Origin of the sequence: Bradyrhizobium sp. SZCCHNR1017, from assembly GCF_032381375.1 — a bacterium.
Taxonomy (GTDB): domain Bacteria; phylum Pseudomonadota; class Alphaproteobacteria; order Rhizobiales; family Xanthobacteraceae; genus Bradyrhizobium.
This window is the reverse complement of sequence record NZ_JAUHIR010000019.1, coordinates 42,515-63,310: the sequence shown is the minus strand read 5'-3', so window position 1 is coordinate 63,310 and position 20,796 is coordinate 42,515. Positions and strand designations below refer to the sequence as shown.

Annotated in this window: 19 protein-coding genes and 1 other RNA gene; 11 read left to right on the top strand and 9 right to left on the bottom strand. The window is 66.3% G+C overall.

Features of this window, described 5'->3' with window-relative positions; translation table 11 throughout:
- Positions 1–22: 22 nt before the first annotated feature.
- Complete coding sequence (locus QW863_RS31415; protein ID WP_315715336.1) at positions 23–874, bottom strand: LysR family transcriptional regulator; 852 nt, start codon at positions 872–874, stop codon at positions 23–25.
- Between the two features lie 99 nt (positions 875–973).
- Here QW863_RS31415 and QW863_RS31410 point away from each other — a divergent pair, with 99 nt between their 5' ends.
- Positions 974–1,942 (top strand): quinone oxidoreductase, encoded by a 969-nt coding sequence (locus QW863_RS31410; RefSeq protein ID WP_315715337.1) that lies wholly within the window; start codon positions 974–976, stop codon positions 1,940–1,942.
- Positions 1,943–1,950: 8 nt separating this feature from the next.
- Here QW863_RS31410 and QW863_RS31405 read toward each other — a convergent pair whose 3' ends face one another.
- Complete coding sequence (locus QW863_RS31405) at positions 1,951–3,003, bottom strand: acyltransferase family protein (RefSeq protein ID WP_315715338.1); 1,053 nt, start codon at positions 3,001–3,003, stop codon at positions 1,951–1,953.
- A gap of 151 nt (positions 3,004–3,154) precedes the next feature.
- Between QW863_RS31405 and QW863_RS31400 the strand changes: the two genes are divergently transcribed.
- From QW863_RS31400 to QW863_RS31385, 4 genes are all read left to right on the top strand, one after another.
- Positions 3,155–4,474, top strand: a complete 1,320-nt coding sequence (locus tag QW863_RS31400; protein ID WP_315715339.1) for a UDP-glucose/GDP-mannose dehydrogenase family protein — start codon at positions 3,155–3,157, stop codon at positions 4,472–4,474.
- A 116-nt stretch (positions 4,475–4,590) separates the two neighbouring features.
- Positions 4,591–7,065 carry an ATP-dependent helicase HrpB gene (gene hrpB, locus QW863_RS31395; RefSeq protein ID WP_315715340.1) on the top strand — a complete coding sequence of 825 codons (2,475 nt, stop codon included), beginning with the start codon at positions 4,591–4,593 and terminating at the stop codon, positions 7,063–7,065.
- Between the two features lie 161 nt (positions 7,066–7,226).
- Positions 7,227–7,727, top strand: a complete 501-nt coding sequence (locus QW863_RS31390) for a TIGR02281 family clan AA aspartic protease (RefSeq protein WP_315715436.1) — start codon at positions 7,227–7,229, stop codon at positions 7,725–7,727.
- 224 nt (positions 7,728–7,951) lie between these two features.
- The gene (locus QW863_RS31385; protein WP_315715341.1) at positions 7,952–9,451 is read left to right on the top strand and encodes a phosphomannomutase/phosphoglucomutase; all 1,500 of its coding nucleotides are present in this window, start codon (positions 7,952–7,954) and stop codon (positions 9,449–9,451) included.
- A 63-nt stretch (positions 9,452–9,514) separates the two neighbouring features.
- On the opposite strand, the gene QW863_RS31380 is transcribed toward QW863_RS31385, so the two are convergent.
- The 5 genes from QW863_RS31380 to QW863_RS31360 form a co-directional block, all read right to left on the bottom strand.
- Positions 9,515–10,981 (bottom strand): methyl-accepting chemotaxis protein, encoded by a 1,467-nt coding sequence (locus QW863_RS31380; protein ID WP_315715342.1) that lies wholly within the window; start codon positions 10,979–10,981, stop codon positions 9,515–9,517.
- 20 nt (positions 10,982–11,001) lie between these two features.
- Positions 11,002–11,331, bottom strand: a complete 330-nt coding sequence (locus QW863_RS31375; RefSeq protein WP_315715343.1) for a hypothetical protein — start codon at positions 11,329–11,331, stop codon at positions 11,002–11,004.
- Positions 11,332–11,443: 112 nt separating this feature from the next.
- Positions 11,444–11,944, bottom strand: coding sequence for an Lrp/AsnC family transcriptional regulator (locus QW863_RS31370; protein WP_315715344.1), 501 nt, complete (start codon positions 11,942–11,944; stop codon positions 11,444–11,446).
- Positions 11,945–12,074: 130 nt separating this feature from the next.
- Positions 12,075–13,019 carry an NAD(+) diphosphatase gene (nudC, locus tag QW863_RS31365; protein ID WP_315715345.1) on the bottom strand — a complete coding sequence of 315 codons (945 nt, stop codon included), beginning with the start codon at positions 13,017–13,019 and terminating at the stop codon, positions 12,075–12,077.
- A gap of 3 nt (positions 13,020–13,022) precedes the next feature.
- Positions 13,023–13,442: an HIT family protein gene (locus tag QW863_RS31360; protein ID WP_315715346.1), complete on the bottom strand. Its 420-nt coding sequence runs from the start codon at positions 13,440–13,442 to the stop codon at positions 13,023–13,025.
- Between the two features lie 145 nt (positions 13,443–13,587).
- On the opposite strand from QW863_RS31360, the gene ffs reads away from it, so the two are divergent.
- From ffs to QW863_RS31335, 5 genes are all read left to right on the top strand, one after another.
- Positions 13,588–13,684, top strand: an RNA gene (ffs, locus tag QW863_RS31355) — signal recognition particle sRNA small type.
- Between the two features lie 131 nt (positions 13,685–13,815).
- Positions 13,816–15,654, top strand: a complete 1,839-nt coding sequence (locus tag QW863_RS31350) for a DNA polymerase III subunit gamma/tau (protein ID WP_315715347.1) — start codon at positions 13,816–13,818, stop codon at positions 15,652–15,654.
- 104 nt (positions 15,655–15,758) lie between these two features.
- Positions 15,759–16,079, top strand: coding sequence for a YbaB/EbfC family nucleoid-associated protein (locus QW863_RS31345; protein ID WP_315715348.1), 321 nt, complete (start codon positions 15,759–15,761; stop codon positions 16,077–16,079).
- 25 nt (positions 16,080–16,104) lie between these two features.
- Complete coding sequence (recR, locus tag QW863_RS31340) at positions 16,105–16,704, top strand: recombination mediator RecR (protein WP_315715349.1); 600 nt, start codon at positions 16,105–16,107, stop codon at positions 16,702–16,704.
- A 20-nt stretch (positions 16,705–16,724) separates the two neighbouring features.
- Entirely contained in the window at positions 16,725–17,150 is a 426-nt protein-coding gene (locus QW863_RS31335; RefSeq protein WP_315715350.1) for a hypothetical protein, read from the top strand.
- A 160-nt stretch (positions 17,151–17,310) separates the two neighbouring features.
- On the opposite strand, the gene QW863_RS31330 is transcribed toward QW863_RS31335, so the two are convergent.
- Both QW863_RS31330 and QW863_RS31325 read right to left on the bottom strand, forming a co-directional pair.
- Entirely contained in the window at positions 17,311–18,696 is a 1,386-nt protein-coding gene (locus tag QW863_RS31330) for an AmpG family muropeptide MFS transporter (RefSeq protein ID WP_315715351.1), read from the bottom strand.
- A 117-nt stretch (positions 18,697–18,813) separates the two neighbouring features.
- Positions 18,814–20,049 carry a DNA recombination protein RmuC gene (locus tag QW863_RS31325; protein ID WP_315715352.1) on the bottom strand — a complete coding sequence of 412 codons (1,236 nt, stop codon included), beginning with the start codon at positions 20,047–20,049 and terminating at the stop codon, positions 18,814–18,816.
- Positions 20,050–20,219: 170 nt separating this feature from the next.
- Here QW863_RS31325 and def point away from each other — a divergent pair, with 170 nt between their 5' ends.
- On the top strand, positions 20,220–20,747 hold the full coding sequence (gene def / locus QW863_RS31320) for a peptide deformylase (RefSeq protein WP_315715353.1): 528 nt from the start codon (positions 20,220–20,222) through the stop codon (positions 20,745–20,747).
- The last annotated feature ends 49 nt before the right edge of the window (positions 20,748–20,796 follow it).

Sequence of the window (20,796 nt, the reverse complement as noted above, 5' to 3'; positions counted from 1 at the left end):
GCGCACCGGATTTTTCCGCCCCTCAGTCCGGTCGGACGCAGCGGGTCAGGAACTCCATGACGGCGCGAATGAGGGGTGTGCGCCTGAGGTCGCGATGAACGATGAGCCAGATGTCCCTGCTGATGGCCGCGCCGGCTTCGAAGCGGGTGAGGTCGGGATCATGATCGCCGAGAAAATGCGGCAGGGCGGCGAGCCCCAGCCCTGCGCGCGCCGCTGCGGCCTGGCTCTCGAGATCGCTGCTCCGAAACACGATCGGGCGCTGCCCGGCGACCGCCTTCAGCCATTGCTGCTGGGGTGCCGAGTCCATGCTGGCATCATAGGCGATGAATCCGAGCGCATGCTGCGGCGTCTGCTTGAGATAGTGCGGCGCGCCGTAGAGGTTGAAGCCGAAGCGGCCGATCTTGCGTGCGATCAGGCCGGGCTCGTCGGGACGGGACAGTCGCAGAGCGATGTCGGCTTCCCGTCGGTTGAGCGAGGCGCTGCGCTTCTCGCCGATGAGCTTGATGATGATGGCGGGATGCCGCCGGTGCAGCTCGACCAGCCGTGGCGCGATCAGCCTGTTGGCGAGCGTCGGCGGCGCGCTGACCGAGACCTCACCGGCCAGACCGGGACGCGATGCGACCACGGCGCGCTCGATCGCGAACGCGGCCTGCTCCATCGGGCCGGCGGCCGCGGCGAGGCGGCGGCCGTCCTCGGTCAGCTCATAGGCCCGCGCTCGGCGGTCGACCAGCTTCAGCCCGGTGGCCCGTTCCAGGGCCGCGACCCGGCGGGCCACCGTGACATGATCGACGCCGAGACCACGTGCGGCGGCCGACAGCGTGCCCTCGCGGGCCAGCGTCACGAAGTGGTGAAGGTCGGTCCAGTCGATCCGCATGTTCGAATATTCACAATAGGGGAGCCAAATTGGGCAATTCCGCAGAATGCCAACGCTGACCACACTGTCCGGATCAAGGCAAGATGTGTGGAGACGGGCATGGTTGCTATCGTTCGACTGAAGGCACCGGGTGGCGCGGAGAATCTGGTGTTGGAGAATGTTGAGCTGCCGGCGCCGGGCGCCAACGAGATCCGGCTGCGCCACACCGCGATCGGCGTGAACTTCATCGATATCTATCAGCGCAGCGGCCTCTATCCGCTGCCCGATGGAATTCCTGGGGTCGAAGGGGCGGGGATCGTGACGGCGAAAGGCGCGGACGTGACAGAGTTGTCCGTCGGCGACCGCGTCGCCTATGCCGGCGCCCCGGTCGGCGCCTATGCCTCGGAGCGAAATCTGCCCGCCTGGCGCGCGATGCCGCTGCCCGACGCCGTGTCTGAAGCGAGCGCTGCGTCGACCCTGCTGAAAGGCATCACCGCGGTGATGCTGCTCAATCGTACCTATGCCGTCGGAGCCGGAACGACGCTGTTGGTGCACAGTGCCGCCGGCGGGCTCGGCCAGGTGCTGACGCGAATGGCTCGGCTGCGCGGCGCGACCGTCATCGGCACGGTGAGCTCGGAGGCCAAGGCGGAGCTCGCGCGTGCCGCCGGCGCGCGCCATCTGATCGTCGGCCGGGATGCTGACTTTGTCGATGCCGTGAAGCGATTGACCGACGGGCGCGGCGTCGATGTCGCCTACGATGGCGTCGGCGGCAAGACGCTTGCGCAAACGCTCGCCTGCGTCAGGCCGTTCGGGACGGTCGCCAGCATCGGTCAGTCCGGCGGTCCAATTCCAAGCCTTGCCGTCGAGGAGCTGGGGCCGCGCCGCAGCCTGTCGCTGGCACGCCCGAGCGTGATGGCCCATGTCAACGATGTCGCCGACTATCGCAGGGATGCGGCGACGGTTCTCGCCGCGCTCGCCAATGGCGATCTCGTCGGCCACGGCACCGTGTATCCGCTGGCGCGGGTCGTCGAGGCCCATATCGATCTGGAGAGCGGCCGCAGCCGTGGCGCGCTGCTTCTGGTGCCCTGACGGTGACGCTACTCCGCCGGCTGCAACACGGCTCTTGGCTTCGGCGGCGCGATCCAGAATGCGATCGGGCGCTCGAACAGGAAGCGTGCGCCGAGGCGCAACGCGAGGCGCCAGATCGCGAGCGCGCCGAGCACGCCGGCGATGGTCACGAGCAGGGAGATCGTGCCGATGTCGGCGATGGCGCCCGTCTTCAGCAACAAGGTGCGGGTCGCCGCCATCGGCAGGAAGAAGGCGAGATAGATCACGATCGAATGCTCGCCGCAGAACCGCAATGCGTTGAGGAGCTGCGCGCGCGCCAGCAGCGTGCCGGCGACGATGATGGCGACGGCGCCGGCATAGCCGAGCATGAGGGAGGCAGCCGGCCATTCGCTGACACCGAGGTTCACCAGCGACTGGTTGATCACCGCCCAGGCGAGCAGGCCGACGATGGCGAGCATCGGCTGCGCCCGCGCGCGATCCGACAGCGCGAAGATGGCAGGCGCGAACAGATAGCCCGAATAGATGTAGACGAAGCGGGCGCAGAATTCGTCGATCACGGTCCAGCCGGTGACGATGTGCGCCATTTCGAGGCCGGCCGCGACGCCCCAGATCACCGGCGCCGGCAGCTTTCGTGTCAGTTTGATGACGACGAAGAAGATCGGCAGCAGATAGATGAACCACAGCGTGCCGAACGGCTCGATGAAGGATTCCAGGTACAGGTAGCCGGCGTGCGGCCAGCCGGACGCGGCGGCGAAGCCGGGCGCCTTGAAGCCGAACTGGATGGTCACCCACAGCACGTAGAAGTAGGCGAAATGCACCACCTTGCGGTCGAGATAGGTACGCCAGTCCCGGTCGATCACCAGTGGCAGAAACAGGCCGGAAATCAGGAAGAAGTCGGGCATCCGGAACGGCTTGGCGAAGGCGACGACGGCGTGCATGAAGCCGGTCTCGCCGGCGGCGAGCTCGACGCCGAGCACCGAGTGCATCATCACCACCATGATGATGCAGATACCCTTGGCGTAGTCCACCCAGTCGATGCGCGTCTCGGTTCCGGCCGTTTTCGGCGTACCATTCGCGGTCATGCTGTCCCTCTTTGGCGCGGAGCTGCCGCATTGTCGGGCAGAGCCGTTAATACTCCTCCTTGTCATCCAAACGTCATGCCGTTTTCTAAATTCCCCTTGAACCGCAAATGGTTTAAGACGCGAAAGTATTAACCTTGAAGGATGGGTTTCGATGCGAATTGCGATGATCGGCACGGGCTATGTGGGTCTGGTGTCCGGTGCCTGCTTCGCCGATTTCGGTCACCAGGTGACCTGCGTGGACAAGGACGAGAGCAAGATCGCCGCGCTGCATCGCGGAGAAATCCCGATCTTCGAGCCCGGCCTGGATGCGCTGGTCGCGGCCAACGTCAAGGCCAAGCGGCTCGATTTCACCACGGACCTCAAGCAGCCGGTCGCGGAGGCCGACGCCGTTTTCATCGCGGTTGGTACGCCGTCGCGGCGCGGCGACGGACACGCCGACCTCACCTACGTCTATGCCGCCGCGCGCGAGATCGCGGCCTCGCTCACCGGCTTCACCGTGGTTGTGACGAAGTCGACGGTGCCGGTCGGCACCGGCGACGAGGTCGAGCGCATCATCCGCGAGACCAATCCGACGGCCGATGTCGTCGTCGCCTCCAATCCGGAATTTCTGCGCGAGGGTGCTGCGATCCGCGATTTCAAATGGCCGGATCGCATCGTCGTCGGCACCGCGGACGAGCGTGGCCGCAAGGTGCTCGGCGACATCTATCGCCCGCTGTCGTTGAACCAGGCGCCGATGATGTACACCGAGCGCCGCACCGCCGAGCTGATCAAATACGCCGCCAATGCGTTCCTCGCCACCAAGATCACCTTCATCAACGAGGTCGCCGATCTCGCCGAGAAGGTCGGCGCCGACGTGCAGGAGGTGGCGCGCGGCATCGGTCTCGACAACCGCATCGGCTCCAAGTTCCTGCATGCCGGTCCGGGCTTCGGCGGCTCGTGCTTCCCGAAGGACACGCGTGCGCTGATCAAGATCGCGCAGGACTACGACACGCAGCTGCGCATCGTCGAATCGGTGCTGGCGGTGAACGACAACCGCAAGCGCGCGATGGCGCGCAAGGTGGCGCATGCCGTCGGCGGCAATCTGCGCGGCAAGACGGTCGCGGTGCTCGGCCTCACCTTCAAGCCGGAGACCGACGACATGCGCGAGGCACCGTCGATCCCGCTGGTGACCGGTCTGCTCGACATGGGCGCCAAGGTCCGCGCGCATGATCCCGTCGGCATCGAGCAGGCCAAGAAGGAGCTGCCGGAGATCGCCTACTACGACGATCCCTATGAGTGCGCGACCGGCGCCGATGCGATCGTGCTGGTCACCGAATGGGTGCAGTACCGCGCCATGGATCTCGATCGCCTCAAGGAGGTGATGGCGCATCCGGTCGTCGTCGATTTGCGCAATGTCTACCGCCCCGACGAGATGGCCGCTCACGGCTTCGTCTACGAGAGCATCGGCAGGCCATCGGTGAAGGGCGGTTGACATGGCATTGTCATACCCCGCGCAGGCGGGGTATCCAGTACGCCCGATCTTCGTGATCCGCGAGATTTGCGCTTACTGGATCATCCGCCTTCGCGGGTGATGACGGGTTACTGCTATTGCCCTTTCGCTTCGACACACCGCTGCCCATCGATGCCGTGCTGGACGAACTGTCCGGCGCGCTCGAACGCAGCAACACCGCCGTGCTGGTGGCGCCGCCCGGCGCCGGCAAGACCACGCGGGTGCCGCTGGCCTTGCGTGATGCGCCGTGGGTCGGGACTAAGAAGATCATCGTGCTGGAGCCCCGCCGGATCGCGGCCCGCGCCAGCGCCGAGCGGATGGCGAAGTCGCTCGGCGAGCGCGTAGGCGACACCGTCGGCTATCGCGTGCGGTTCGGCTCGAAGGTCTCGCGCGCGACCCGCATCGAGGTCGTCACCGAGGGCATCTTCACCCGGCAGATCCTCGATGATCCCGAACTGACCGGCGTCGCTGCCGTGCTGTTCGACGAATTCCACGAGCGCTCGCTCGACGCCGATCTCGGCCTCGCATTGGCGCGCGATGCGCAGCAGGGGCTGCGCGAGGATCTCCGTATCCTCGTGATGTCGGCGACGCTCGACGGCGCCCGCGTCGCCAGACTGCTCGGCGATGCGCCGGTGGTCGAGAGCGAGGGCCGCGCCTATCCGGTCGAGACCCGTTATGTCGGCCGCAAGCCGGATGCGCCGGTCGAGCGCCAGATGGCCGAGACCATCGCCACCGCGCTGCGCGCCGATGCCGGCTCCGTGCTCGCCTTCCTGCCGGGCGCGGCCGAGATCCGGCGTACCCAGACCATGCTCGCAGAGCGCGTTCATGATGCCAGCGTTGAGATCGTGCCGCTGTTCGGCGCACTCGATTCCGCCGTCCAGGACCGCGCCATCTCGCCCGCCCCGAAAGGGCAGCGCAAGGTGGTGCTGGCGACGTCGATTGCCGAGACTTCGCTGACCATCGAAGGCGTCCGCATCGTGGTCGATTCCGGCCTCGCCCGGGTGCCGCGCTACGAGCCGGACATCGGCCTCACCAGGCTGGAGACGGTGCGGGCGTCGCGCGCCGCCGTCGATCAGCGCCGCGGCCGCGCCGGCCGCACCGAGCCTGGCGTCTGCTACCGGCTATGGGACGAGCCGCAGACGGCCTCGCTGGCGGCCTATACGCAGCCGGAAATCCTCAGCGCCGACCTGTCCTCGCTGGTGCTCGATCTGGCGCAATGGGGTGTCAGTGACCCCTCCGCGCTGAGCTTCCTCGATCCGCCGCCGCAACCGGCTTGGAAGGAGGCAAGGGACCTGCTGCGCGAGCTCGATGCGCTCGATGCCGATGGCAGGCTGACCAACGAGGGCCGGCGGCTGCGGGCGCTGGCGCTGCCGCCGCGGCTGGCGCGGATGATCGTCGATGCCGCGGACCACGGCGCGGCGGCGCAGGCCGCCGACATCGCCGCCATCCTGACCGAGCGCGGGCTGGGCGGCGACAGCGTTGATCTCGAGGTGCGGCTCGATCAGTTCCGCCGCGACCGCTCGCCGCGCGCGCAAAGTGCCCGCGATCTGGCGCGGCGGTGGGCGCAGCAGGTGTCGTCCGCGTCCGCCCGCGCCGGAGACGCGGACATCTCCACCGGCCTGATGCTCGCCTTCGCCTTTCCCGACCGGGTCGCGCGCAATCGCGGCAATGGCAGCTTCGTGCTCGCCAATGGCCGCGGCGCCGCCGTCGACCCCGCCTCGTCGCTGGCGCGCGTGCCCTATATCGCGGTCGGTGAGCTGACGGGAACGGCGGCCAGCGGCCGCATCCTGCTGGCGGCGCCGCTGGCGATCGAGGATATCGAGCGGCATTTTGCTGCACATATCGAAGCGAGAGACGAGGTCAGCTTCGATCAAAACGCGATGGCGTTGCGGGCGCGCCGCCGGCGCAAGCTGCATGCGATCACCATGGCCGATGCGCCAGTCGCGCTGACGCCGTCGGAGGAGACCGCGCGCATCTTCGCGGAGGGGATCTGCGCGGCTGGGCTCGACCGGCTGCCCTGGTCGAAGGCCGCCAGGCAGTGGCGTGACCGCGTCACCTTCCTGCGCAAGGCGGAAGGCGACAGTTGGCCGGACCTGTCGGAGGCGGGCCTGGCCGAGCGGCGCGAGGACTGGCTGGTGCCGCTGCTCGCCGACAAGACCTCGCTCAAGGACATATCGCCCGGCGACGTCTCCGACGCCGTGATGGCGCTGCTGCCCTGGGATCTCCGCGCCCGGCTCGATCGGGAGGCGCCGACCCATTTCGAGGCGCCGACCGGCACCATGCTGGCGATCGACTACGAGGCCGAGCAGGGGCCCACCATCGCGGTGCGGCTGCAGGAGCTGTTCGGCCTGAACGTCCATCCCTCGATCGCGCGCGGCGCGGTGCCCCTGGTGCTGGAGCTGCTGTCGCCGGCGCAGCGGCCGGTGCAGGTGACGCGCGATCTGCCCGGCTTCTGGCGCGGCTCCTATGCCGCGGTCCGCACCGACCTGCGCGGCCGCTATCCGCGCCATCCTTGGCCCGACGATCCGGCCCATGCCGAGCCGACCCGGCGGGCCAAGCCGCGGGGGACGTAGCTCATGCAAATTGTACCGCCGCCGTCGTTGTCGTTAACGCTTCACTCATCGTTTTCGCCAAAATGGCGGCGGCAGCCGGTCACTCGCAGTCGCCCGTCAGCGGCTTTGATGGTCAAATCGGTTGCGGGGTAAAGTCGGGCGTTTGCGTCATGCGTAACATAATGATCTTCGCGGCCGTTCTCGTCGGTCTCGGCACCTTCATGGCGCAACTGGCCGATCGCCTGACCCCCGCGTCGGCATCCGCGACGCCGTCCGCGCGGGTTGCCACGGCGGAACCGCCTGCTGCGGGCCAGCGCAGCCTGAGCATTCCGACCGACCGCCGCGGTCACTTCCGCGCCGACGGCCGCATCGACGGCCAGCGCATCAGCTTCATGGTCGATACCGGCGCCTCGATGGTCGCGCTGAACGAGAGCTCGGCCGCCCGTTTCGGCCTGCGTCCGGCGCGCGGCGACTACACCGCCACCGTGACCACGGCCAACGGCACCGTGAAGGCCGCCCGGGCCAGGCTTGCGATGGTCGAGCTCGGCGAGCTCACCGTGCGTGACGTCGATGCCCTGGTGCTGCCCGATACGGCGCTGTCGGAGAATCTGCTCGGCCTGTCGTTCCTGTCCAAGCTGAAGCGTTTCGCCTACGCCAACGGCCAGATGGTGCTGGAGCAGTAGGCTGCACCGAAGCGGAATGTTGTTTCGCGCGTCACCGGCCCCCACATACCGGCAGGCAGGCCGATCCCGAGTCGCAGTCATTGAATAGTTCGTCGGGTGGCCTGCTCGAGCGGTCCTGCCCGATTGTTGCCTGCATTCCTCTGCCTTCTGACACTGCTGTCTGACGTCGTGCTAAGCACGAATGCCTTCTTCCATTGATGTGATATTGCCGAGGCCGTCTCCTGATGTTTCCGAAACCCAAGCCCGTCCTGGTTCCCAATACCTACGCCTTCGAATCCGAGCCGATGGTGAAGCCGACGGGCTTCCGCGAATATGACGCGCGTTGGCTGTTCAACAAGGAGATCAATCTGATGGGGGTGCAGGCGCTCGGCATGGGGCTGGGCGCGCTGATCGCCGAACGCGGCGTCAAGCAGGAGATCGTGACCGGGCACGATTTCCGCGGCTACTCCGCCTCGATCAAATACGCCCTGATCTCGGGCCTGATGGCCGCCGGCTGCAAGGTGCATGACATCGGCCTTGCCGTGACGCCGATGGCCTATTTCGCCCAGTTCGACCTCGACGTGCCCTGCGTCGCCATGGTGACCGCCTCGCACAACGACAACGGCTGGACCGGCGTGAAGATGGGGGCCAACCGCCCGCTCACCTTCGGCCCCGAAGAGATGACCCGGCTCAAGGAGATCGTGCTCGAGGCCGCGTTCAAGAATGGCAGCGGCGGCTCCTATCAGTTCCATGAGAATTATCCGGCGCGCTACATCGCCGACCTCACCAGCCGTCCCAAGCTGAAGCGCAGGCTGAAGGTGGTCGCGGCCTGCGGCAACGGCACCGCGGGCGCGTTCGCGCCGCAGGTGCTGGAGGCGATCGGCTGCGAGGTTGTCCCGCTCGACACCGAGCTCGATCACACCTTCCCGAAATACAATCCCAATCCCGAAGACATGGAGATGCTGCACGCCATCCGCGATGCCGTGCTCGCGCACGAGGCCGATGTCGGCCTCGGCTTCGATGGCGACGGCGATCGCTGCGGCGTGGTCGACAATACCGGCGAGGAGATCTTCGCCGACAAGGTCGGCGTGATGCTGGCGCGCGACATGTCGGCGATCCACAAGGACGCGCAGTTCGTCGTCGACGTGAAGTCAACCGGCCTGTTCATGACCGATCCGGTGCTGCAGGCGCAGGGCGCAAAGACCGCCTACTGGAAGACAGGCCATTCCTACATGAAGCGCCGCACCAACGAGCTCGGTGCGCTCGCCGGCTTCGAGAAGTCGGGGCACTTCTTCTTCAACCGCCCGTTCGGGCGAGGCTATGACGACGGTCTGGTCTCGGCGATCGCGATCTGCGAGATGCTCGATCGGGCGCCGGGCAAGTCGATGGCCGACCTGAAGGACGCGCTGCCAAAGACCTGGTCGTCGCCGACCATGTCGCCGCATTGTGGCGACGAGGTCAAATACGGCGTCGCCGACGCTGTCGTGAAGCACTTCCAGGCGCTGCAGCAGCAGGGCGGCAAGGTGGCGGGGCAGAAGATCCGCGATCTCGTCACCGTCAACGGCGTCCGCGTCACCGTCGAGGACGGCAGCTGGGGTCTGGTGCGAGCGTCATCCAACAAGCCCGAGCTCGTGGTGGTGGTCGAAAGCCCGGTGTCCGAGCGGCGCATGCACGACATGTTCGAGGCGGTCAACGAGGTGCTGCGGACGCATCCCGAAGTCGGCGCCTACAACCAGACGATCTGAGGCCGCGCTGATGATGTCCCGCCAGGGCCGATGCTCGCGCTGATCCCATCCTACTCGATGGGATCAAGCGGCCCTCAGGGAGCTCAGGAACTGATCGACCTCGGATTTGAGCCGGGCCGATTGAGAGGTGAGTCCGGTCGCGGACTCCAGCAGGCGCGAGGCGGCGCTGCCGGTCTCGTCGGAGGCACGGGTCACGCTGCCCATGCTTTGGCTGACCAGCCGCGTGCCCTCGGCCGCCTGCTGCACGTTGCCGGAAATTTCTCCGGTGGCGAGGCCCTGCTGCTCGACCGCGGTGGCGATCTCCTTGGAGATGTCGTCGATCTCGGCAATCGTTCCCCCGATCGCCTGGATGGCGGAGACGGCGTCACCCGTTGCGCTCTGGATGCTCTGCACCTGGCTGGAAATTTCCTCGGTGGCCTTCGCGGTCTGGTTGGCGAGCGCCTTGACCTCGCTTGCCACGACGGCAAAGCCCTTGCCGTGCTCGCCGGCGCGCGCCGCCTCAATGGTGGCGTTCAGCGCCAGCAGGTTGGTCTGGCTGGCGATCGTCTGGATCAGCGTCACCACCTCGCCGATCTTCTGAGTGCCGGCAGCCAGGCTCGCGACCACGGTGTTGGTGCGGCGAGCTTCGTCCGCCGCTTTCGCGGCGATCTCCGCCGACCGCGTCACCTGCTGTGAGATACTGTTGATGGACGCAGTCAGCTCTTCCGTTGCGGCAGCGACCGTCTCGACATTGGTCGACGCCTGTTGCGAGGCGCCGGCCGCGGCCGACGTCTGGCGCGAGGACTCCGCGCTGCTCCGGCTCATCGACGAGGACAGGCTCTGCATCTCGTTGGCGGCGATGGCAACCGCCTCGACGATGCCGCCGATCTTGCGCTCGAAGCCTTCTGCGAGCTCGCGACGGGCAAGATCGGCCTGCTGCTTGACGCGTTGCTCGGCCTCGAACCGCTCGGCGGTGGCGCGCGCCTCGGCAGCGATCGCCGATTCGGCTTCCGCGGTCTTGCGCGCGCTGGTTTCGAACAACTGCGTCAGCTTGAGCGCAAGGGCGATGAGAACACCGGCCTCGATCAGCAGGATGACCGCATGCAGCACAACGCGGCCGAAATCAGCGCCGCCCGGGTAGATCGCTGCAGGAAAGACGAAGTTCAGGACCAGATGGTGAAGCGCGACGGCGACGGTGCCGGCCAGGATCGGCCGGTAGTCGCAATATGCGACCAGACAGGCGAGCGCGGCGAAAAAATACATGTGCATGTCGATCTGCCAGGCATGTCCGGACATCTGGTAGACAAGCACGGATACGCCGCCCATGACGGCGACTGCGACCGTGAGCTGGGTCGACAAGGTGTCGCCGGCGCTGCGCCAGGAAAGGGTCGCCACCACCGCCATGACGACCATGAGCATGGTCGGCATCAGCCAGTCGCCGCGCGACAGCCCGATGATGAGGGAGAGCGGAACGTGAACCCAGAGTACCGCCAGCAGAAGCTTGCTGGTCGTGTGCCGGAGGGTTGCCAGATCGCTGGTCTCGACGGTCATTTCCGATTCCCCCAAAGAGATCATTTTGCAAAGCAGGCGGAGACCGCCTGCGGATCGATGATGAGCCAAGCTCCGGCCTCGCGCAGCCGCGCCGAGCCGTCGTGTTCGCCGGGACGAACGACCAGCAGCGATGAAATGGTCGTTGTGCGCACGAGCGCGGCGTCAGCCGAGGCCGCAGCGAGCATCGCGTGGTGCGCGCTCCACCAAGGTGGGAAAGCGACGGCCACGATTTCGCTCCCCGCGCGCACTTGGAGTGACAGCGCTGCGACCGCGACAAAGCTCGCGATCAGAAGCGCCGTGGCATTGAGCCACGGGCGCGAAGACTGAGGTATGGTTGCACCGGACGTCATCACATCCAAGAATAGAGGGATGGGAATAACTTCCGGTAAACGTTCGTTAGGGATGACGACTGGAGTTCGGGACGCCGGCGCTGCAACGTCCAAGCGGCCCGGAATGCTCGGCTCAGACCGGCGGCACCGGCAGCGCCGTGACCGACTTGATCTTCTCCATGGCGAAGCGCGAGGTGACGTTCTTCAGGGGCACCGCGCTGATCAGCTTCTTGTAGAAGACATCGTAGCTCTGCATGTCCGCAACGACGACGCGCAGCATGTAGTCGACGTCGCCGGCCATCCGGTAGAACTCCATCACCTCCGGCATCGAGCTGACGGCCTCGGCGAATTTGCGCAGCCAGGCCTCGGAATGGTCGGCACTCTCCACCGACACGAACACGGAGATGCCGAGCCCGATCTTGTTCTGATCGACCAGGGCCACCCGGCGCAGGATCACGCCATCGGCCTCCAGCCGCTGGATGCGCTTCCAGCACGGCGTCGACGACAATCCGACCCGATCGCCGATCTCGGCGACGGACAGCGATGCGTCCTCCTGCAGGACCATCAGAATCTTGCGGTCAATGGCATCGAGCCGGCGATTGGCCTCGGAGCCTTGGGCGGCGACATCGGTCATGGAGAAACTTGTTCCATAGGAAGGCTATAAAACCCTCATATAGAGAAAATCGTTCCAAGGCAAGGATCGGCCGTTCAGCCCTTTGCGGCCGGGTCTGGCCGTTTCCGCAGAGGGCCGGGCTGGTTTCCTGTTACCGCTCGTCGTTCTCCTTCAGCCAGCGGCCGACCAGATGATGCGCAATGGCGAACGGATGCGGTCCCGCCAAGCCATCCGGATGCTGCCGCAGCAGCATCTGCCGGGCCTCGTCGCGGCTGAACCAGCGCACGTCCTCGAGCTCGGTGCGGTCGATGACGATGTCTTCGTTGAGCGCCCGGGCGCTGCAACCGATCATCAACGACGACGGATAGGGCCAAGGCTGGGTCATGTAATAGGTCACGTCGGTACAGCGAATGCCCGATTCTTCGAACACCTCGCGCCGGACGGCGTCCTCGATCGTCTCAGCCGCCTCGACGAAGCCGGCGAGGCAGGAATACATGCCGGCCGGAAACTGCTTCTGCCGCCCGAGCAGGCACTTGTCGCCCGAGGCGACCAGCGAGATCACGACCGGATCGGTGCGCGGGAAATGCTCCGTCTTGCAGCTCGGGCATTCGCGCTTCCAGCCGCCCTCGCGCATCGCGGTCTTGGCGCCGCAATTTGCGCAGAAGCCGTGGCGCTGATGCCATGATACCAGGGACTTCGCCATCGCGATCGTCGCCAACTGGTCGACCGGGATCGCGCCCTGCATCGCCACCCCGCGCAGCTCGGTGACCGCCACATCGTCGCGCCCGGCGAGCTTCTCGACGGCCGCCGGCGAGATGCCCATGCCGAACACCGCCGCTTCGTCCTGCAGCCCGAGGAAGATCGTTCCCGGATTGGCACCGAACTTCAGCGCCTCGTCGATCGACAGCAGCGCGCGCAGCTTGTCGCCCTCGCGCTTCAGCACCAGCGAATCGCGATGCACGACATAGGCCCGCGTCGACGGCTTGCTCTCGAAGCCGAGCAGCCTCTCGTCATGGAAGCGCAGATGGGCGGCGCGATCGATCGGATGGCCGACGAAGGCCGGCTTGCCCAACGGAAACAAGTCGAATGGCGACATCTCTCACCCTAGCCAGATCTTGCGCCTGATAGCGCTGATGAACTGCTGCACCTCCTGCGCATCGTGGGGCACAGGCGGCGCGGCGCCCCACACCGGTCGCGGCCAGGCCACGTCACTTGTGCGTCGTGCGATGATGTGGACGTGCAACTGCGGCACCATGTTGCCGAGCGCGGCGACGTTGAGCTTGTCGCATTTGGTGATCTCTTTGAGCGCGCGTGATGCCCGCGTGATCTCGGTCATCAGCTGCGCCTGCGCGACCTCGTCGAGATCGATGATCTCGACCGCGCCCTCGCGCCGCGGCACCAGCAGCAGCCAAGGATAGTTCGCGTCCTTGATCACCAGCACGCGGGACAGCGGCAGGTCGCCAATGTCGATCGTATCCTTCGCAAGTTGCGGATGCAGCGACCAGGCTGATTCGGGCATGCGGCGGTTCCTGGCGGATGGTCAGGTGGGGAGCTCGCGGGCACCTAAAGCCTTTCCGAGCTGCGGCACAAGCCCGCGGGGCGGTAGACTAGGCCGGCGAAGCTCGCGCTTGCTTTCCTGACCGTTTGGCCCCAAATAGGCAGCGGGAGATTGGCGGTGGACGAGCCACTCGCCAACCGGGTCAGGTCCGGAAGGAAGCAGCCCTAACGAGGTCCGGATCGGGTCGCTCGTCAGTCTCCTACCTGTTTTCTCGAGCGAATCGCGCAAAGATGGCGGGGACCCCGCGCAGGGCGGGCGCTCGACCGCGCTCCGGCTGATTGCGTCGACGATCGCGATCGATGCCGGCCTGGAATGCTCACTTGCGGATCGCTCGATGACCGACGCTGGCGCCCCACCTGTTCCGCCTGACAGCGCCGACGCTCCCGCCAAGCCCTACCGGGTGCTGGCGCGCAAATACCGCCCGTCCAGCTTCGCAGATCTGATCGGCCAGGAGGCCGTGGTGCGCACCGTCTCGAACGCGTTCGAGACCGGCCGGATTCCGCAGGCCTGGATTCTGACCGGCGTCCGCGGCGTCGGCAAGACGACCACCGCCCGCATTCTCGCCCGCGCATTGAATTACGAGCTGCCGGACGGCTCGGTGAAGGGGCCGACCATCCATATGCCGGTGCTCGGCACCCATTGCCAGGCGATCATGGAAAGCCGGCACATGGACATCCTCGAGATGGACGCGGCGTCCCACACCGGCGTCGATGACGTCCGCCAGATCAATGACAGCGTCCGCTATGCGCCGGCCAGCGCGCGCTACAAGGTCTACATCATCGACGAAGTCCACATGCTGTCGACAGCGGCGTTCAACGCCTTCCTGAAGACCTTGGAGGAGCCGCCGGAGCACGCCAAGTTCGTGTTTGCGACCACCGAGATCCGCAAAGTGCCGGTGACGGTGCTGTCGCGCTGCCAGCGCTTCGATCTGCGCCGCGTCGAGGCCGACGTGCTGATGAAGCATCTTTCGGGCATCGCGACCAAGGAAGGCGTGACGATCGAGCCCGAGGCGCTCGGCATCATCGCGCGCGCCGCCGAAGGCTCGGTGCGCGATTCGTTGTCGCTGCTCGATCAGGCGATCGCGCACAGCGCCGGCGAAGTCCGCGCCGACGATGTCCGTCAGATGCTGGGCCTCGCCGACCGCACCCGCGTGATCGACCTGTTCCACCATCTCGCCAGCGGCGACATCGCCGCCGCCTTCAAGGAATTCCGCGAGCAATATGACGTCGGCGCCGACCCCGTGGTCGTGCTGTCGGATCTGGCCGAGTTCGTGAACTTCGTCACCCGGGTGAAGGTCGTGCCGGCCACGGCCGACAACGTCGCCTTCAGCGAGACCGAGCGGCTGCGCGCGCGCGACTTCGCCACCAAGCTGTCGATGCGGGTGCTGTCGCGGATGTGGCAGATGCTGCTCAAGGGCATCGCCGAGACCCAAGGCGCGACGCGCCCGGCCGCCGCCGCGGAAATGGTGCTGGTACGGATTGCCTACGCGGCCGATCTGCCGACGCCCGACGAAGCCATTCGGATGATCGACCAGAGCGGCGGCGGATCTCCCGTTGTCACGAACGGCGGCGGAGCGCGTGCTGCGCCGGCATCCACCATGAGCGCGGGAACGCCGCCTGTGATGACGTCGGCGCCGATGCAGGCGCCGCGCGCGCAAGGCCCGACGCTCGCCGCGGTCGGCGGCTCGATGCGCCCGCAGGCGATGTCGTCACAGCCGGCGCCGGCAACACAGGACCAGCCCGCGCTACGCATCGCGAGCTTTCAGGAACTCGTCGCGCTGGCCGGCAAGAATCGTGACCTGATCACCAAGAGCGCGCTGGAGATGGACGTGCGGCTGGTCCGCTTCGAAGAGGGACGGCTGGAGATCGCGCTGGAACGGACGGCGCAGCGCTCGCTTGTCTCGGACCTCGGCCGCAAGCTGGAAGACTGGACCGGCCGGCGCTGGACGGTGATCGTTTCCAACGAGCCGGGTCAGGCGACCTTGCGCGAGCAGAACCTGCGCGCCAAGAGCGAGCGAGAGGCGGCGGCGGAGGCCGATCCGCGCGTACAGGAGATCCTGGCGCGGTTCCCGGGCACCAAGGTGGTCGAAGTGCGCCGGCTCGCCCCCGAGCCGCCCGAATCGGACGCCAGTGCTGTCGAGCCGCCCGACGAGTCCGACGATGATGATTTCTAGAGCATGATCCGGAAAAAGTGGAAACCGGTATTCCTCGCGACAAACGCCAAAGGCGTTTGCGCGGAGATCATGCTCAACAAGATGGCTGATGATGAGGTGCTCCGATGGCTGACTTTCTCGGCATGATGAAACAGGCGGCGCAGCTGCAGACGAAGATGCAGGAGATGCAGGAGGAACTCGGCAACGTCGAGGTCGAGGGCATCTCGGGCGGCGGTCTGGTTGCCGTGCGCATGACCGCCAAGATGGACGTGAAGAGCATCAAGATCGATCCGTCGCTGCTCAAGCCGGAGGAGGCCGAGATCCTGGAGGACCTGCTGGTCACCGCGCATGGCGATGCGCGGCGCAAGGCGGAAGCCGCGATGCAGGAGAAGATGCAGGCCATCACCGGCAAGCTCGGCCTGCCGCCAGGCTTCGGTTTTGGTTAGTTGACCTGATGACATTCGTGAACTGATGGCCGTCGCTGGTCCTGAGATCGAACGCCTGATCCAGCTGCTCGCGCGCCTGCCCGGCCTCGGGCCGCGTTCGGCGCGGCGCGCCGCCCTGCATCTCATCAAGAAGCGCGAGGCGCTGATGGTGCCGCTTGCCTCGGCGCTGCAGGTCGCGATCGATCGCATCCAGGTCTGCAAGACCTGCGGCAACATCGATACGCAGAATCCCTGCACGGTGTGCACCGATCCGCGGCGCGATCCCGCGATGATCGTCGTCGTCGCCGATGTCGCCGACCTCTGGGCGCTGGAGCGCGCCAAGGCCTCGAACGGCCGCTATCACGTGCTCGGCGGCACCTTGTCGCCGCTCGACGGAGTCGGTCCGCAGGATCTCACCATCGACGCGCTGGTGCAGCGCGCGCATGCGCCGGAGGTGCAGGAGATCATCCTCGCTCTGAACGCGACGGTCGACGGCCAGACCACGGCGCACTACATCACCGACCTCCTGCAGGAGGCGAACGTCAAGGTCACGCGGCTGGCGCATGGCGTGCCGGTCGGCGGCGAGCTCGACTATCTCGACGAAGGCACGCTCTCGGCCGCGATGCGGCAGCGGACCTTGTTCTAAGCACAGACGGAAGTGAATTGATGACGAAACGCGGATTCGGCAAACGGCTGGCTTTGGGCGCGATTCTGGCGGCACTCTCGGCGCCGTCGGTGCTGGCGCAGCAAAGCGAGGCACCGCAGAAGGCGGGGCGTCCGCTCAATGCCGGTGACGTGCTGTCGGGCGAGCTGACGGCGCTGAAGCTGAAAGGCGCCAAATCGGGCCAGCCCTCCGCCGCCTATCAGATCACCAGCGAGCCGCGCCGCCTGCCGCCGCCGAGCGGGCTGTGCAATCTCGAGACCGGACCGGAGACGTTCCAGCTCGTTACCGCGAACACGGCGCAGGCCTCGCAGCTCAAGGGCCTGCTCGGCAAGCAGATCGCGGTCAAGGTCGACGAGATCGCCTGCGCCCAGGATGCGGGACAGATGAGCGAGGCGGTGGTGACCAAGTGGAGCTTGGTAAAGCGGTGACACTTGGGACGCTGCGAGCGCCGCGTCCTGACTTCTGCAGTCATCGCCCGGCTCGACCGGGCGATCCACTACGCCGCGGCCCCTCGGTTGATAGCTGACGTCTCTGGAATACAGGGTCACCCGCCTTCGCGAGTGACGACAGTTGACGGTGAGGCGGCAGCTACAGCTTCACCGGCCCCAAATCATCGAAATGCCCACGCCGTTGCAGCCAAGCGAGCAGCACGAGGCTCGGGATCGCGACGAGCACGCAGATGACGAAGAATGCAGGCCAGCCGGTCGCTTTCGCCACATAGCCCGCGCCCGATGACAGATAGGTTCGTCCAACCGCGGCGAGCGCGGTGAGCAGCGCATATTGGGTCGCGGTGTGCAGCGGGTTCTGGCACAGCGCAGAGAGATAGGCGACGAAGATCACGGTGCCGATCGCGCTGGTGAAGTTCTCCGCAGAAATCGCCAGCGCCAGCGCCCACTGATTGACGCCGACGATGGCGAGCCATGAGAACGACAGGTTGGCCAGCGCCTGCACGATGCCGCCGATCCACAGGCTGGTGGCGAGCGAGTAGCGCCGCGCGACGAAACCGCCGGCAAAGCCGCCGGCGAGCGTGGCGGCGAGGCCGACGCCTTTCACGATCGCGGCGTAGTCGACCTTGCTGAAGCCGAGATCGATCACGAACGGCGCGGTCATCGTGCCGGAGAAGGCGTCGGTGAACTTGAACAGCACGACGAAGGCGAGCGCCGTGAGCGCATCACGTCGGCCGAGGAATTCGACGAAGGCTCCGGCAGCCGCGTGCATCACGCGGGTGAGCGCGGTGTCCGCACCCATCGCGGCCTCCGCCTGCTGCGACTGGGCCGGCTCGGTCGCCGCGAGGGCCGTGATCGTGCCGATCAGCACCAATCCGGCCATCGCAACATAGCCCCACATCCAGGACGACGGACGCGTCAGCCCCGAGTTCTCGAATGCACTGACCACCACCAGTGCGCCGGCGGTCGAGACCAGCATGCCGATGCGGTAGGCGGCGACATACGCCGCCATGCCCGCGGCTTGCTCACTCTCCGGCAGGCTCTCGACGCGGAAGGCATCGACCACGATGTCCTGGGTCGCCGACATCGCGGCGACCAGCAGCGCGGCCAGCGCCACCATGAACGGCGCGTGCGCCGGGTCGGTCAACGCCAGCAGCAGGATGGCGGCGATCAGCAGCAGTTGCGCGAACACCAGCCAGCCGCGCCGCCGCCCGAAGGCGCGCGTCAGCAGCGGCACGTGCAGCGCGTCGACCAGCGGCGCCCAGAGGAATTTCAGCGTGTAGGGCGTGCCGACGAGCGCGAACAACCCGATGGTCCCGAGGTCGACGCCGAGCTCGCGCATCCAGATCTGCAAGGTCGAGCCGGACAGCGCCAGCGGCAGCCCCGACGAAAATCCGAGGAACAGCACCACGAGCACGCGCGGCTGCAGATAGACGGCCATGCTCTCGCGCCAGGTGGGGGCTTTTGGCGCAGCCTCGGGCTTTGCGCCGGTCGCGGTGATGTCGGAAGAAGCCTCAGGTACGGTCATGGATGGGTGGTAGCAGATTTGCGCAAGAAACGCTCCCCATCTCAGCTGTCATCGTCCGCGAGCCGGGCGATGACAGTCTTGGCAAAATTCAAGCTGCGACAAGGGCGAGCTACCCAATCACTCCCCCGCCTGCACGCGTCCCGCCAGCGGAAACAAATCCGGCGCGGTGCTCGTAGCTGGCGCGATGCGTGGCGACTCCACCGGCGTGTCTTGTTTGCTGAAGTCGAGCTCCTCGATCCGCGCGGCGCGCTTCTCGATCTTGTCGGCCGAGATGAGGATCTGGCGGATGTCCTCGCCGACATCGCCGAAATGCTTCTGCAGCTTGAGCACGCGCTCGCGCAAGCGGCCGAGATCGTCCCCGAGATGGATCACCTCGTTGCGGATCTGGTCGGCGGCGTCGCGGATGCGTGCGTCCTTCATGATCTGCTGCATGACCTGGATCGCGAGCATCAGCAGCGACGGCGACACCAGCACGACGCGCGCGCGATATGCTTTCTGGATGACGTCGTCGAAGCCATCATGGATCTCGGCATAGACCGATTCCGACGGCACGAACATCAGCGCGGTGTCCTGCGTCTCGCCGACCACCAGATATTTCTCCGCGATGTCGTTGACGTGACGCAGCACGTCGGTACGCAGGCGCTGTGCGGCGGTGCGCTTCTCCTCGTCCGTCTCCGCATCATGCAGCGCGGTCACGGCTTCCAACGGAAACTTGGCGTCGATGCACAGCGGCCGCGCATCGGGCAGGAACACCACGCAGTCGGGCCGCTTGCCGCTGGCGAGCGTGTGCTGGAACGCGTAGCTGCCCTTTGGCAGTCCGTCCTGCACGATCGCCTCCATCCGTGCCTGGCCGAACGCGCCGCGCGACTGCTTGTTGGCGAGGACGTCGCGCAGGGTCGTGACCTGGGTCGTCAGCTCGCTGAGATCACGGTGGGCATTGTCGATGATGCCGAGCCGCTCGTGCAGCACGCGCAGACTATCCATGGTGTGGCGCGTACTCTGCTCCATCGACTGTCCGACGCGATGAGTCACCGCATCGAGCCGCTCGTTGACGCTGCGGGCAAGATCAACCTGCCGGCCGGCGAGCAGCTGCGCCATCGCGTCGACCCGGCCGGAGGCCTCGCTCTGGACGCGGATCATCTCGCTGAACCGTTGTTCGATCTCATCGCTGCGCATCGCCTGCTGGGCCGCGAGCTCGGCGCCGCGCCGGCCGGAACGCACCACGGCCGCCACGATCATCACGAGCAGCAGCACCACCAGCACGCCAAATCCGATCAGCGCGTCGCTGGCGCGGACCGGAAGGTCGCCGATCATGATGACGACAGGATTGAGGGACTGGCTGGCTGCGGTCATCACGTCCGTCTATCCGATTCGCACAAGCTTCGCGAACGAAGAGAGAACATTTATGGTTAAGGCCGGGTTAAGAATCATGGTTAACGAGGCATTGAAATTCATGGTTAGCGAAGTCTTAACTGCGAGCCATCACATTGACCGCGCCGGTTCCGCGGCTTAAATCGCGCGCCATGTCCCTAAGAGAAATCATCATTCTGCCGGACCGGCAGTTGCGGCTGGTGTCCAAGCCGGTCGAGAAGGTCACGCCGGAGATCCGGCAGCTGGTCGACGACATGTTTCAGACCATGTACGACGCGCCGGGCATCGGGCTCGCAGCGATTCAGGTCGCGCAGCCGCTGCGCGTCATCACCATGGATCTGGCCAAGCCCGACGCCAACGGGGAAGGCAAGCGCGAGCCGCGCGTCTTCATCAATCCGGAGATCGTTGCCAAGTCGGACGAGCTGTCGGTCTACGAGGAAGGCTGCCTGTCGATCCCCGAATATTACGAGGAGGTCGAGCGGCCGGCGCGCGTGCGCGTGCGCTTCACCGATCTCGACGGGCTGGTTCGCGAGGAGGATGCCGAGGGGCTCTACGCCACCTGCATCCAGCACGAGATCGACCATCTCAACGGCGTGCTGTTCATCGACTATCTGTCGAAGCTCAAGCGCGACCGCGTGATGAAGAAGTTCGCCAAGGCCGCCAAGCGCGCCAGCGAGTAACGATCAACTCTCTCCTCCGTCATGCCCGGGCTTGACCCGGGCATCCAGG